14 protein-coding genes are annotated in these 13,428 nt (G+C 46.6%); 13 read left to right on the top strand and 1 reads right to left on the bottom strand.

What is annotated here, in order from left to right:
• Positions 1–2: 2 nt before the first annotated feature.
• From Q384_RS00180 to bamC, 9 genes are all read left to right on the top strand, one after another.
• A complete protein-coding gene (locus Q384_RS00180) occupies positions 3–833 on the top strand; it encodes a glycosyltransferase family 2 protein (RefSeq protein WP_051940202.1) in 831 nt (276 codons plus the stop codon).
• Between the two features lie 2 nt (positions 834–835).
• Positions 836–1,966, top strand: coding sequence for a glycosyltransferase (locus tag Q384_RS00185; RefSeq protein WP_051940203.1), 1,131 nt, complete (start codon positions 836–838; stop codon positions 1,964–1,966).
• A 4-nt stretch (positions 1,967–1,970) separates the two neighbouring features.
• The gene (locus Q384_RS00190) at positions 1,971–3,089 is read left to right on the top strand and encodes a glycosyltransferase (RefSeq protein ID WP_037585210.1); all 1,119 of its coding nucleotides are present in this window, start codon (positions 1,971–1,973) and stop codon (positions 3,087–3,089) included.
• A gap of 102 nt (positions 3,090–3,191) precedes the next feature.
• On the top strand, positions 3,192–4,262 hold the full coding sequence (gene rfbB / locus Q384_RS00195) for a dTDP-glucose 4,6-dehydratase (RefSeq protein ID WP_037585211.1): 1,071 nt from the start codon (positions 3,192–3,194) through the stop codon (positions 4,260–4,262).
• Positions 4,263–4,264: 2 nt separating this feature from the next.
• Entirely contained in the window at positions 4,265–5,182 is a 918-nt protein-coding gene (gene rfbD, locus Q384_RS00200; RefSeq protein WP_037585212.1) for a dTDP-4-dehydrorhamnose reductase, read from the top strand.
• Complete coding sequence (gene rfbA / locus Q384_RS00205) at positions 5,179–6,075, top strand: glucose-1-phosphate thymidylyltransferase RfbA (protein ID WP_037585214.1); 897 nt, start codon at positions 5,179–5,181, stop codon at positions 6,073–6,075. Before rfbD ends, rfbA begins: the two co-directional genes overlap by 4 nt.
• Before the next feature lie 204 nt (positions 6,076–6,279).
• A complete protein-coding gene (gene rfbC, locus Q384_RS00210; RefSeq protein WP_037585215.1) occupies positions 6,280–6,873 on the top strand; it encodes a dTDP-4-dehydrorhamnose 3,5-epimerase in 594 nt (197 codons plus the stop codon).
• Positions 6,874–6,958: 85 nt separating this feature from the next.
• Positions 6,959–7,834, top strand: coding sequence for a 4-hydroxy-tetrahydrodipicolinate synthase (gene dapA, locus Q384_RS00215; protein WP_037585269.1), 876 nt, complete (start codon positions 6,959–6,961; stop codon positions 7,832–7,834).
• 24 nt (positions 7,835–7,858) lie between these two features.
• A complete protein-coding gene (gene bamC / locus Q384_RS00220) occupies positions 7,859–8,974 on the top strand; it encodes an outer membrane protein assembly factor BamC (RefSeq protein WP_037585216.1) in 1,116 nt (371 codons plus the stop codon).
• A 242-nt stretch (positions 8,975–9,216) separates the two neighbouring features.
• Here the strand turns inward: bamC and Q384_RS00225 are convergent, their stop codons facing one another.
• Complete coding sequence (locus Q384_RS00225) at positions 9,217–9,492, bottom strand: hypothetical protein (protein ID WP_156956369.1); 276 nt, start codon at positions 9,490–9,492, stop codon at positions 9,217–9,219.
• On the opposite strand from Q384_RS00225, the gene Q384_RS00230 reads away from it, so the two are divergent.
• From Q384_RS00230 to hemW, 4 genes are all read left to right on the top strand, one after another.
• On the top strand, positions 9,478–9,729 hold the full coding sequence (locus Q384_RS00230) for an NGO_0222 family membrane protein (RefSeq protein WP_037585219.1): 252 nt from the start codon (positions 9,478–9,480) through the stop codon (positions 9,727–9,729). The two genes, Q384_RS00225 and Q384_RS00230, sit on opposite strands and share 15 nt — an antisense overlap.
• Positions 9,726–10,337 carry an RdgB/HAM1 family non-canonical purine NTP pyrophosphatase gene (gene rdgB, locus Q384_RS00235; protein WP_084224332.1) on the top strand — a complete coding sequence of 204 codons (612 nt, stop codon included), beginning with the start codon at positions 9,726–9,728 and terminating at the stop codon, positions 10,335–10,337. Before Q384_RS00230 ends, rdgB begins: the two co-directional genes overlap by 4 nt.
• A gap of 115 nt (positions 10,338–10,452) precedes the next feature.
• The gene (locus Q384_RS00240) at positions 10,453–12,186 is read left to right on the top strand and encodes a choline/carnitine O-acyltransferase (protein ID WP_037585220.1); all 1,734 of its coding nucleotides are present in this window, start codon (positions 10,453–10,455) and stop codon (positions 12,184–12,186) included.
• The gene (hemW, locus tag Q384_RS00245; RefSeq protein WP_084224334.1) at positions 12,186–13,418 is read left to right on the top strand and encodes a radical SAM family heme chaperone HemW; all 1,233 of its coding nucleotides are present in this window, start codon (positions 12,186–12,188) and stop codon (positions 13,416–13,418) included. Before Q384_RS00240 ends, hemW begins: the two co-directional genes overlap by 1 nt.
• Positions 13,419–13,428 lie beyond the last annotated feature (10 nt).

The raw sequence follows: 13,428 nt of genomic DNA on the forward strand, positions 1-13,428 counted from the left end.
CCATGCACCCCTTAGTCTCCGTCATTATCCCGTTTTACAACAACGAAGCCACTCTGGCAGAAACCCTGCACAGTGCTTTAAACAGCACTTATCAACAGCTCGAAATCATCGTGATTGACGACGGCTCCAAACAATCGCCGCAAGCGATTATTGATCGCATAAACAGCCCTAAAATCCGTTTACTGAGCCAAGTCAATCGCGGTTTGGCAGGGGCGCGCAATGCGGGGGTACAAATAGCACGCGGGGAGTTTTTATTGTTTTTGGACAGCGATGATTTGATTGAGCCGACTTATATCAGCAAAGCGGTGAACATTTTGCAAGACAATCCTCGAGTCAAGTTGGTGTCGTGTTGGGTAACGGAGTTCAATGAACGCGGCGAAAATCATTGGCAGACAACAGAACCATCGATCAGCCGTTTATTGTGGCAAAACTATCTGGCGTGCAGCAATCTATTGCGCAAAGCCGATTTTGATGCACTCGGCGGTTGCGATGAAAATTTAACCGTGTGCGAGGATTGGGATTTGTGGATACGTTTATTGCAACACGATGAAGAACTACACATTATTCCTGAACGCCTGTTTCGCTACCGCAGGCATGGCGCAGAGCACTTATCCTTAACCAATGCTCATTTCAAAAACCGTGACAAACAGCAGCAGGCGTTTCAAAAAATCTACCACAAACACGCGGTACGCATTATTGAACACTTCGGTAACCCGGGTGCATATCAATGGCTGTTTCAAAACTATTTACAACGTTCGTGGTATAAAAAAATCAGCGCGGGCAAGTGGCTGAAACGCTGGCAGGAAAAATTGTTTATTCGGGTGGTGAATTAAGCATGCCAAAAAACCGAAACACCGACAAAACGGTCATTTTCACCGCGCTGGATTTATCGGAGGGCGGCTTATCACGCTTTGTGTTGATTATGGCGCGTGCATTTGTGAACTTGGGTTATAAGGTCCACATCATCACGTTTCAGGCAAGCTGCGATTATCCGCCCGAAGCAGATTTTCATTACCATTTATTGCCATATTCACCTTATGCATGGCTGCCGCGCGGATTGTTTCGGCAAATGTCCAGCACCATTCGCAATATCATCAACGTGCATCGCTTTGACCGTTATGTGCGCACCCATATCGGGCAGGCGGATTTAATCATCTCCAACCAATGGATAGATCCGATTTTGCGTTACAGCCGGTTACCGAATATCTTACATGTTCTGCACGGTACGGTATCAAAAGAGCATTATTTAAACGACAATTACCATAAAAAACAAAAATGGTTGCAACACCTGCATGAGTATAAAGTATTGGTTGCTGTTAGCCGCGGCGCGGCAGAAGATTATCGCCGTTATGTTAATGAACGCGCCAACATCACCGCCATTCTCAATCCCATTGACCGCGACCGCATTCTCCAATTAAGTCAGGCTTTCGCTTCGCCGTATTCGGGCGATTATTTGATTCATGTCGGTAGATTTTGTGAAGCCAAAGATCACGCCACTTTGCTTCGCGCTTATGCCCAATCTGCCAGGACTTTGCCTTTGGTGTTGGTGGGTAAAGGTCATCATCAAGAACAGTGCCACCGCTTGGTTCAGGAACTGGGTATTGATGACCACATTTTTTTTGCGGGCGCACACGCCAATCCGTATCCTTTAATGGCACACGCCAAAGGTTTGATTTTGTCTTCCCGCAATGAGGGGATGCCACTGGTACTGTTGGAAGCATTGGCATTGAGTATCCCCGTAATCAGTACCGATTGCCCGAGCGGTCCCAATGAAATCTTGCCGCCGCATTGTTTATCCCCTGTGGCAGACACGGCAGCATTGGCGGCACAAATCAACGCACTTGCCGATAATCCCACTTACTTTAAAGCCAAATTTCATGAAGAGTGGTTGCCTGAAGCAGTGGCACAACAGTATTTGGCACGAATAGATGAATACAATTGCCATCAAGAAATGACAAGGAAATAAGCCTATGCACAGTAGATCACCAGTGGTGCTGATGATTGACAGTTTACGCGGAGGAGGGGCGGAACGCTTTGTTTTAACGCTGGCGCAAGCGTTTTCGCATTTGGGGTATGACACCCATATTATCCTGTTTAAAGACGGTGGCGTAGATTATGCTCTGGAAGAAAATATTCATTACCATTTTTTTGATTATTATCCCTGTGCTTGGTTACCCAGAGGTGCGTTGCGGCAACTTTCCCATGCGTTTCGCTGTCGGCTTAATGCATGGAGATTGGACGCTTATATCAAATGGTATATTGGTAAGCCGGGTTTGATTTTGTCCAATTTATTGTTGGTAGATCAAATTTTACGCCTCAGCCGTTTCAACGTGGTTACCCATGTTTTGCACCATGCCTTGTCGGCAGAAATTTACACAGTTTATACCGACATCGCTTGGCAAAATCGAAAAATGCAGGAAACACAAAGGCTTTATTATGGGCGACGGCTGGTGGGTGTCAGTCAAGGCGTGGTTGATGATTATGTAAACCATATTGATCCGCAAGCGCGGATTACCGCCATTTTAAACCCTGTTGATCAAGCCAAAATCACCGCACTAAGCCAAATTGAGCCGAAACCGTATCCGTTTGCTTATTTGATACATGTCGGCAGATTTTCCGAGCAAAAAGATCATGCTACCTTGATCCGTGCTTATGCCGCTTCTGCCCAAACCTTGCCACTGGTGTTGGTAGGCAAAGGTGAAGAAGAAGACAATTGCCGCCGCTTGGTGCAAGAATTGGGCGTTGCTGAGCAAGTGATTTTTGCGGGTTTTCATGCCAATCCTTATCCCTTAATTGCCCATGCCACTGGGTTTGTATTGTCTTCGCGTTATGAAGGCTTTGGTTTGGTGATTGCCGAGTCTTTGGCATTGGGCATACCCGTGATCAGTACCGATTGCCCGAGTGGTCCCAATGAATTACTCCCGTCGCATTGCTTAGTGCCTGTCGGCAATATTGCCGCTTTAAGTGCGAAAATGGATGAACTGATGCAATCACCTGAGCAGTTTAAAGTACCGTTTAATGAAGACTTATTGCCTGAAAAAGTAGCACAGCGGTATTTGGATTGGCGGGATAACAAATTGTTTACATAAACATCATTAAAATTTTTAATATACAAGAAAACCAGGGGTTGTCCTTAAATAAACAGGGACTGCCCCTATTTCCTTATTAAGCAATACAAAGGTTGTTATCTCATGAATATCCTCATCACCGGTGGTGCGGGTTTTATCGGCTCAGCACTGATTCGTTATTTGATTAACGAAACGGAACACTGCATTTTAAATATAGATAAGCTCACTTATGCGGGCAATTTAGAATCATTGGCAAGCGTTTCAGCCAATCCGCGTTACCGCTTTGCCCGTGCCGACATCGGTGACCGTGCCGCTGTAGAAAAATGGCTAAATGATTTTCAGCCCGATGCGGTGATGCATTTGGCGGCAGAATCGCATGTGGATCGATCCATATCCGGTCCTGCTGCCTTTATTGAAACCAATATCGTGGGTACGTATCAATTGCTGGAAGCCGTTCGCGCTTATTGGCAAGGGCTGCTTGAAAACCGCCGCCATGATTTTCGTTTTCATCATATTTCCACCGATGAAGTGTATGGCGATTTGCACGGCAGTGATGATTTGTTCACAGAAACCACACCATACGCGCCAAGCTCGCCTTATTCCGCCAGCAAAGCAAGTTCCGACCATTTGGTGCGGGCATGGCATCGCACTTATGGTTTACCGATACTCATCACCAATTGTTCCAATAATTATGGTCCTTGTCATTTTCCTGAAAAACTGATTCCGCTGATTATTTTGAATGCTTTGGCGGGAAAACCACTGCCGATTTACGGCAGCGGCGAACAAGTCCGTGATTGGCTGTATGTGGAAGACCACGCCCGCGCCTTGTATTGTGTTTTGACTCAAGCGCAAGCGGGCGAAACCTACAACATTGGCGGACACAACGAGCAAAAAAATATTGAAGTGGTGCAAGCCGTTTGTGCCTTATTGGAAGAACTTGCGCCCGAAAAACCGCAAGGTGTGGCACGGTATGCGGATTTGATTACCCATGTTGCCGACCGACCCGGGCATGATGTGCGCTACGCCATTGATGCCGCAAAAATTCAGCGTGATTTGGGTTGGACACCGCAGGAAAGTTTCGAGAGCGGCTTGCGCAAAACAGTACAATGGTATTTAGACAATCAAACATGGGTGGCGCACGTAAAAAGCGGTGAATATCGGCAATGCCAAAACGGCAATACAGTAGCGGAATAACCATGAATATTTTATTGTTGGGCAAAAACGGACAAGTAGGCTGGGCTTTACAGCGTGCTTTGCAGCCGTTGGGCAGGGTATACGCTTTCGGGCAAGAAACCAAAGCCGATGGGTTAAGCGGCGATATTACCGATTTTGACGGCGTTGCCCGTTTAATAAATCAAATTAAACCCGATGTGGTGGTGAATGCGGCGGCTTATACGGCGGTGGATCGTGCCGAACAAGAGTGTGAACAAGCGGAACAAATTAATCATCATGCCGTACGTCATTTGGCAGCGCAGTGCCGAGAGATAAATGCTTTATTGGTGCATTATTCCACCGATTATGTATTTAATGGGCAAGGTTGCAGCCCTTGGCATGAAGACAATGAAACCGCCCCGCTAAATATCTATGGGCAGAGTAAACGTGCGGGTGAAATCGCACTCGAAAACAGCGGAGCGCGGTTTTTAAATTTTCGTACTTCGTGGGTGTATGGCGTACACGGCAGCAATTTTATTAAAACCATGCTGAAGCTGGCAAAAACCAAAGACACACTCAATATCATCAACGATCAAATCGGTGCGCCCACGGGTGCGGATTTAATTGCAGACATCACTGCACATGCGGTGCATCATTATTTCAGGCTGCCTGAAAACGAACGCGAAACTTTAATGGGAACATATCATTTGGCAGCAGCAGGTGAAACCACGTGGTATGAATATGCCAACTTTATTTTTCAGGCAGCCCGTGAACAGGGATACGCCATGCAAATAAAACAGGTAAGCCCAATTACCACGGCAAATTACCCGACACCGGCTGTGCGTCCCTTAAATTCACGACTGGATACTCAAAAATTGCGTGCAACATTTAGCCTGCATTTACCTGAATGGCAAATCGGTGTGAAACATGCGATTAACGATATTTTAGAAAGCAAACCATGACCCGAAAAGGCATTATTTTGGCAGGCGGTTCCGGTACGCGCCTGCATCCCATTACATTGGGTGTTTCCAAACAGCTTTTGCCTGTTTACGATAAGCCGATGATTTACTATCCATTATCGGTATTGATGATGGCGGGAATACGGGAAGTTTTGATTATTTCCACACCACAGGATTTACCCAGTTTTGAAAAATTGCTGGGCAGCGGTGATGATTTGGGTATGCGCTTTCAGTATCAAATACAGCCTTCGCCCGACGGTTTGGCGCAAGCGTTTATTTTGGGCGAAAATTTTATCGGACAAGATTCGGTATGCTTGATTTTAGGCGACAATATTTTCTATGGGCAAAGTTTTAGGCAGCAATTACAGAGTGCCGATAATCAAGTCAGCGGCGCAACGGTATTCGGCTACTATGTAAACGACCCCGAACGTTTCGGTGTGGTGGCGTTTGACGAAAACGGCAAGGCTTTGAGCATCGAAGAAAAACCCGCACAACCCAAATCACATTATGCCGTTACCGGTTTGTATTTTTATGATAACCAAGTGGTGGATATTGCCAAACACATCAAGCCCTCGCCGCGCGGTGAGCTGGAAATCACTGATGTTAATAATATTTACTTGCAGCAAGGCAATTTGAATGTGGAATTACTGGGGCGCGGTTTTGCTTGGCTGGATACCGGTACACACGATTCCTTAATTGAAGCAGGTCAATTTGTACAAACCATTGAACACCGCCAAGGTTTACAAATTGCCTGTTTGGAAGAAATTGCCTTTTATAACGGCTGGATTGATGCCGAACAGTTACACTGCCGTGCCGAATTTTTCAAGAAAACCGGCTATGGGCAATATTTACTGAAAATCAGCAAAGAGCAGAGAATTGACCGCCGTAAACCATGAATATCGTGCCGGCATGTCATTATTCATTTGATTATTATTCAGGCAGCCTGAAAACAGATTAATCATTGGCTGCTGTGGCGAGGCAGTGTAAAGCCGCATTGTTGGTAAAATGGTCAATCAGCGAAATGGCGGTATTTGGCTTGTAATGACAATGTCTTTATCTTTCAGGCAGCCTGAAAAATCCAAAAAACCGAAAGAAAATAAATGCAAATTTCCACAACCCCCATTCGTGATTTATTGATTATTGAGCCGCGTATTTTTGCCGATGACCGCGGCTGGTTTTGTGAGAGTTTTAATCAACAAGTATTTGATTCATTGCTTATCGAACACGAGCAACAACCCTTGCCTTGGGTACAGGACAATCATTCCTTGTCTGAAAAAGGCGTGGTGCGCGGGCTGCATTATCAACTGCCGCCCCATGCCCAAGGCAAACTCGTGCGGGTGGTGCAAGGGCAGGCGTGGGACGTGGCGGTTGATTTGCGCATGGACTCACCGACTTTCGGGCAATGGTTCGGCGTGGCACTTTCAGGCAGCAATCACAAACAATTTTGGATACCGCCGGGCTTTGCTCACGGTTTTATTGCTTTGGAAGACAATACACAATTTCTTTACAAAACCACGGCTTATTACAATAAATCCAGTGAGCGCGCCATTTTGTGGAACGATGAGGCACTGAATATCGACTGGCCTATTGACAGCGGTATGCGCATTCGGCAAACCGATAAAGACAATCAAGCCCCAACATTGAGTGAGGCGAAATCGGCGGGCGATGTATTCGGCTGTGTTTCAGTCAAATAAGCCTTTTTCCCAAGATTATGCCAATCGGGGTAAAATACGCTACAATTCAAGCCATTTTCGTGGCATTAAATTTAAAGGTTTTACTATGTTAACAGGCAGCTTGGTTGCTATTGTTACGCCGTTGTGCGAAGACGGTAGCGTGGACTTTGAGCAGTTCAAACAATTGATTGATTGGCACATTGATGCCGGCACCGACGGCATTGTTGTTGTCGGCACAACCGGTGAAACCGCAACATTAAGCGTGAGTGAGCACATCGCTGTGGTGGAAACTGCCGTCAAACATGCGGCAGGGCGCATTCCGGTGATTGCCGGTGCGGGCGCAAACAATACCGGTGAAGCCATTCACCTTTCCCGCGAAGCCGAGCGCGTTGGTGCGGACATGACTTTATCTGTTGTGCCGTACTACAACAAACCCAATCAAGAAGGCATTTACCGCCATTTCAAAGCCATTGCCGAAGCCGCGGCGATTCCGATGATTTTGTATAATGTGCCCGGGCGTACGGTTGCCGACATGAGCAATGACACCATTTTGCGTTTGGCTGAAATTGACAATATTATCGGTGTTAAAGAAGCCACGGGAAATTTGGGCAGAGCCTGTGATTTGTTCAAACGCGCCCCCGCCGATTTTGCCGTGTATTCAGGCGATGATGCGTCCGCTCTGGCGTTTTTATTGTGCGGCGGACACGGCATCATCAGTGTAACCGCCAACGTTGCGCCCAAAGCCTTTGCCGAAATGTGCCATGCCGCCATGAGCGGCGATATTGCCAAAGCCCGTTGGTTAAATGATCCTTTGCAAAAGCTGCACGTGGATTTATTCTGCGAACCCAGCCCCGCGCCCACCAAATGGGCATTGGCAAAACTGGGTAAAATCCGCCCGATTTCACGTTTGCCGATTATCGAATTGTCTGAAAAAGGGCAAGCTGTGGTATTGGCGGCAATGCAAGAAGCTAAACTGATTTAATTTAAACATCATGGGAAAAGAATAATGAATATGGGGAAAGCACTGGTTTTAAGCGCGTTGACAGTCAGCTTGGCGGCGTGTTCTTCAGCCGATACAAAAAAACCGCGATACGATTATCAATCACCCGACAGTAAAGTTGTGCGCTTAGATGTACCGCCGGATTTAACCGATCCCAATCAGGGTGATCGCTATTATCTGCCATCGGGCGGCGGTGCGGTGCGCGCCAGCGATTTAAATACCGCGAAACCCAATGTTTCTGCCAATCAGGCGGTATTGGCAAATGTGGACAACGTTCATCTTGAGCGCGATGGCAGCATTCGCTGGCTGAGTATTGCCGACAAACAACCTGCTGAAATTTGGCCCTTACTCAAGGCCTTTTGGCAAGAACAAGGCTTTACCATTGACCGCGAAGAGCCGTCAATTGGTTTAATGGAAACCGATTGGGCGGAAAACCGCGCTAAATTACCCACCGACATGGTGCGCAGTTTATTTGATAAAGTGGGGCTGGGCGGTATTTACTCCACAGGAGAACGCGATAAATTCATCATTCGCTTGGAACACAACGGTAAAAACGGCGCAGACGTGTTTTTTACCCAAAAAGGGTTAATCCAAGCGTTTGACAGCAAACAGCAAGACAGCTTGCAGTGGAAACCCCGTCCGAACGACCCCAATTTGGAAGCCGTATTTTTAGCGCGCTTTATGCAGTATCTGGGTGCTGATGAGCAGCAAATTCGCAAGGAAGTGAATAAGGAGCAAACCCAAGGGACATCATTGGCAAAATTGGAAGACGGCAGTATTTTGCTCAGCGGACAGCAAGAACGCAATTGGCGGCGCGTGGCATTGGCATTGGATCGTGTTGGCTTAGATGTTATTGGTGAAAACACCGATCGCCATGTGTTTTTGGTTCAAGTTGCGCCGGCTGAAGGCAGCGCGGTTGCCAACCAAGAACCGGGTTTCTTCAGCCGAATGTTTGGCAGCGATAAAGACAGCCAAGCACCTAAAATACCTGAAAAATTAACCGTGCTGGTGATGCCGGCCGCAGACGGTACTCGTGTCAGCCTTGCTGATATTAACGGCAGTGCCTATGACAAAGCCGATGCACAAACTTGGCTGAAAAAACTGTATCAAGAATTGCGCTGATGCCGGCAATATTTGTTCTGTTTCATTAATTTCAGGCAGCCTCATCAAACAGGCTGCCTGAAAACATATGGCTCAGCGGCTGTTTTTTGTACATGGATACGATTTTTTATTCCGATTTCTACCATACAATGTTTGATTGTTTCAGATTGCTGTGTGATGAAAAAAAGCAGTTTGACTGTAAAAACATCATGAAAACAATACAACGCGAAATAGTATTCTCAAAATAATGGGAAGTAAGTGAATCATGCTTTGGTGGCTCTCCTCGTGCAATTGTGAAAAAGAATTGCCGTTTGCTTTTGGAGTAATATTGATTTTGCAGTGGTATTGATATTTATTTTGTAAACATCGGTTTCAGGCAGCCATGATATGGCATCATCACACCGCCGCGCGGCACAAACGGCATCGGGAAAATCAAGAAACCATTTCTGACAACGATAATGATTTATTTTGTTTTCAGGCAGCCTGCTTGATAAGGCTGCCTGAAAACACAAAAACAGCACACCATGAAAAAAAACCAAACCTTTTTATTGCTGATTGCGTCATTCACCTTGATGTTTATCGGCTTGGTCGCTTTGGGCGGTTATTTTTGGACACAAAGCCAAAAGGGCATCTCCTTGGTTTGCTTTTTGTTGTCTTTTGCCGCCGTGATCGGACAAATGGCTTCTTTGGCGTTGTTTTTGCGTGAACGCAGTTTTCAGGCAGCCCGTTTATCTCAATATCAAATCCAAACGCAAAAAACGGAATCCAAATCATGACAAAGCCCATGACACAGTTGGTATTGGCGAGCAACAACAGCGGGAAATTGACAGAATTTCAAGCCTGTTTCGCACCTTTGAGCATTCAATTATTGCCGCAAGCACAATTTCAGGTTGCTGAATGTGCCGAACCGTATCACACCTTTATTGAAAATGCCTTAACCAAAGCCCGTCATGCCAGCCGCATCAGCGGCTTACCCGCATTGGCAGACGATTCCGGTATTTGTGCCGCCGCTTTGGGCGGATTGCCGGGCGTGTATTCAGCGCGTTATGCGGGTGATAATCCGAAATCCGATGCTGCCAACAATGCCAAACTCAGTGCCGAATTAAGCAAAAAGACGGATAAAAACGTTTATTACTATTGCGTATTGATTTTAACGCGCCATGAAAATGACCCGCAACCGCTGATTGCTGATGCTGTCTGGCACGGTGTGTGGCAAACAGAGGCAGCGGGCAGAGGCGGATTTGGCTACGACCCGCACTTTTACTTGCCTGAATATGGGAAAACAGCTGCCGAGCTCAGTGCTGCGGAAAAAAATCGGGTAAGTCATCGGGGGCAAGCGTTGGCGGCATTGATGAATAAGCTGAAAGCGGCTGAAACACCGTAAAACCATTGCGGATTGATGAATGAAATCACCATAAAATGCGTTCAGCAAAGCGAGGGCGTTAATAATGAAGGGCGGATAATCGGCAATGCAGTCATCAGATGAACGAGAAAACACTATGCAAAAATTATCACCTTTACCGCTTCCGCCGTTGGACGATACGTTTCCTCGGTTTTTACACTGGGCGCAGCCCTTTCTTAATGAACAGCAGCAAGCAGAAACCGCGGCAACCATTCAGCGCTTAAAACCCGATGCCGAACAATGGCAAGCACAGTTGGCAGAAAAACAGAAAAATCAACCAACAGGCTGGTTGTATGATGATTGGATTCACTCCTATCTCAGCACCCGCGAGCCGCTCACCTTGTCCGCCAATTTTGCTGTTGAAATTTTCCCCGAAGTTCAAAAAGATGTTTCGTTTTTAGAGCATTTTATTCATGCTTTGGTACACATCGCTTCTCTTTGGCAGCAGAAAAAATATCCGCCTGAATCAGATCTGCGCGGCAGTGCCATTGATATGAATCCTTTTGCCGTATTGGGCGGTTATTGCCGAATTCCCAAGCCGCGCGAAGACATGCTGTATTTTGCGAGAAACAGCAAACACATTGCTGTTTATCATCACGATCAATTGTATCGGCTTGAGGTTTTAGACAATGATTTTCAGGCAGCCCAATTGCCCGACATCATCGGTATGCTGACAGCAAAGGCGCATCAAAACAATGATATTAGGCTGTCTGCGGCGGGATTTATGCCTATTGATGATGCGGCGGCATGGCGGACAATGCTGAAAGAAAGCCACGCGGATTATTTTGAGACGATTGAATCATCATTGTTTACGATTACCTTGATCGATGAAGCGGCAAACACCGAAAATGAAGCCTTGCGGCAAGCCTTGTTTTTAAACGGAAGTCATGGCTGGCCGTTTAAATCCATGCACTTTGTGTTTAATACTTTTAATAACCGATTGTGGGCAAATTTTGAACACAGCTACCAAGATGCCGGATTGCTGACTGCGTTGTTACAGAAAGTGCAAATCTTTATGGCAAATAATGCAAACGTCATTGGCGGTAACATTATTCGGGCATTGCCGCAGCGCATCAGCGAAAACCTGAGTACAAAACAGCAAAAACAATTGGCGGTTTATCAGCAAAACTATCTTCAAAAAACACAAAATACAGTGATTCAATCACTTAAATATGCCGTAAACCCGCAAGTGATTAAAACAGTGGGTGCAGATGCTTTATGCCAGCTGATTCATGTGTATGCCATTCTTAAAGTAATGGGTGAACCAAGAAGCATTTATGAGGCCGTTGCCGTACCGCATTTTGCTTATGGCAGAACGGAATGTGTCAGGGCTTTTTCGGCGCAGATGCAGGCATTGGCAGCGGCGATGCTTGGCGGGTGTACGGCATCAAAAGAGATTCTGAGTGCTTTATTGGCAGCAGCGGTACAGGAACACAAAAACCGCATCAAGCAGTGTAAAAAAGGGCTGGGTGTGGACAGGCATCTGCTGGGATTGAAATTAGCAGCCGAACAAGATAAATCCGTATCAACTGCTGCCCAAGTGTTTTTTAACGGACAAGCCTATCAAAAAGAATCAGAAAATTTCTTTTCAACATCATCATTGGGTGCGGTTGGCTTAACAGGCGTGCTGATTTATAACCCCGTTGAAAGTGAAGGATTTGGTGTGGCGTATGGTTACCGAGAAAATGCCGTGATTTGGCATTTGTCTTATGCCAAGCATTTGTCTGCCCAAGCGCAAGCCATTGCCGAAGCCTTTCAGGAAGGTTTGGCGTGTGCGGAACGATTGGTTGGCATCTGCGGTGAATATCTATTGAATGAAAAAAACCAATAATGGCAACAGTTGTTAATGCGGCGCAAGAGCAGGCGGGGTATTTCTTTTCAGGCAGCCGTTCTGTTTCCCTGATCCAGTTGCCGCCTTTATCCTTGTATGTTCACATTCCGTGGTGTGTTCGGAAATGCCCGTATTGTGATTTCAATTCACACGCACAGCAAGGCAGTTTGTCAGAACAGGATTATATTCGGGCATTGCTGATGGATTTGGAACAAGAATTACCGCTGGTGTGGGGAAGGTCAATTGGCAGTATTTTTATCGGCGGCGGTACACCGGGATTGTTTTCAGCCGCAGCCATTGATGAATTATTAAGCGGTATCCGCGCCCGCTTGCGTGTGTTGCCTGAAGCCGAAATAACACTGGAAACCAACCCGGGAACATTTGAGCAAGTCCGTTTTCAAGGATTTCGCCAAGCAGGGATTAATCGCCTGTCGATTGGCGTGCAAAGTTTTAATGATGCGGCACTTGCGGCTCTGGGGCGTATTCACAACCACCGTGAAGCCTTGGTTGCCATTGAAGCGGCATTGATGCTGTTTGATAAAGTGAATATTGATTTAATGTATGCTTTGCCGGCACAAAATGTTCAGGCAGCCTTAAATGACATTCAAACGGCAATGAACACGGGTGTACGCCACATCAGCGCGTATCAGCTTACCTTAGAGCCGAATACCGCATTTGGGCATACGCCGCCGCCCGGCTTACCTGAAGAAGATGCGCTTGCTGATATTGAAGAAGCCGTGCATGGGCGGTTAAGCTCGGCAGGGTTTTATCGTTATGAAACCTCTGCTTTTGCCCGCGATGCCGCACAGCCATGCCGCCACAATCTGAATTACTGGCAATTTGGTGATTACCTCGGCATCGGTGCGGGCGCACATGGCAAGATTTCATCGGCAAACGGTATTCTGCGTACCGTAAAAAGCCGCCACCCCAAAGATTATTTGGCGGCAATGCTGTCATCTTGCCCGCAAGATGCCGTTGTGCGGAAAGAAATTCACCCGCACGATTTGCCGTTTGAATTTATGATGAATGCTTTGCGTTTAACCGAAGGCGTTGACACTGCTCTGTTCACTGAACGCACGGGTTTGAGTGTGGCAAATATTAGCCGCAATATTGACACTGCCGTTAAGCGCGGTTTATTGGACAGCAACCCCGCCCGTCTGTACCCCACTGCTTTAGGGCAGCGTTTTTTGAATGATTTGCTGGCAATATTTTTGGCGGAAGGGAAAAATTGAATACGATAAT

Source organism: Stenoxybacter acetivorans DSM 19021 (assembly GCF_000745895.1).
Classification (GTDB): Bacteria; Pseudomonadota; Gammaproteobacteria; order Burkholderiales; family Neisseriaceae; genus Stenoxybacter; species Stenoxybacter acetivorans.

Bases quoted from the DNA above. Each gene is read 5' to 3' on its own strand.
- Q384_RS00180 (WP_051940202.1), top strand. From the start codon at position 3: ATGCACCCCTTAGTCTCCGTCATTATCCCGTTTTACAACAACGAAGCC.
- Q384_RS00185 (WP_051940203.1), top strand. From the start codon at position 836: ATGCCAAAAAACCGAAACACCGACAAAACGGTCATTTTCACCGCGCTG.
- Q384_RS00190 (WP_037585210.1), top strand. From the start codon at position 1,971: ATGCACAGTAGATCACCAGTGGTGCTGATGATTGACAGTTTACGCGGA.
- rfbB (WP_037585211.1), top strand. From the start codon at position 3,192: ATGAATATCCTCATCACCGGTGGTGCGGGTTTTATCGGCTCAGCACTG.
- rfbD (WP_037585212.1), top strand. From the start codon at position 4,265: ATGAATATTTTATTGTTGGGCAAAAACGGACAAGTAGGCTGGGCTTTA.
- rfbA (WP_037585214.1), top strand. From the start codon at position 5,179: ATGACCCGAAAAGGCATTATTTTGGCAGGCGGTTCCGGTACGCGCCTG.
- rfbC (WP_037585215.1), top strand. From the start codon at position 6,280: ATGCAAATTTCCACAACCCCCATTCGTGATTTATTGATTATTGAGCCG.
- dapA (WP_037585269.1), top strand. From the start codon at position 6,959: ATGTTAACAGGCAGCTTGGTTGCTATTGTTACGCCGTTGTGCGAAGAC.
- bamC (WP_037585216.1), top strand. From the start codon at position 7,859: ATGAATATGGGGAAAGCACTGGTTTTAAGCGCGTTGACAGTCAGCTTG.
- Q384_RS00230 (WP_037585219.1), top strand. From the start codon at position 9,478: ATGAAAAAAAACCAAACCTTTTTATTGCTGATTGCGTCATTCACCTTG.
- rdgB (WP_084224332.1), top strand. From the start codon at position 9,726: ATGACAAAGCCCATGACACAGTTGGTATTGGCGAGCAACAACAGCGGG.
- Q384_RS00240 (WP_037585220.1), top strand. From the start codon at position 10,453: ATGCAAAAATTATCACCTTTACCGCTTCCGCCGTTGGACGATACGTTT.
- hemW (WP_084224334.1), top strand. From the start codon at position 12,186: ATGGCAACAGTTGTTAATGCGGCGCAAGAGCAGGCGGGGTATTTCTTT.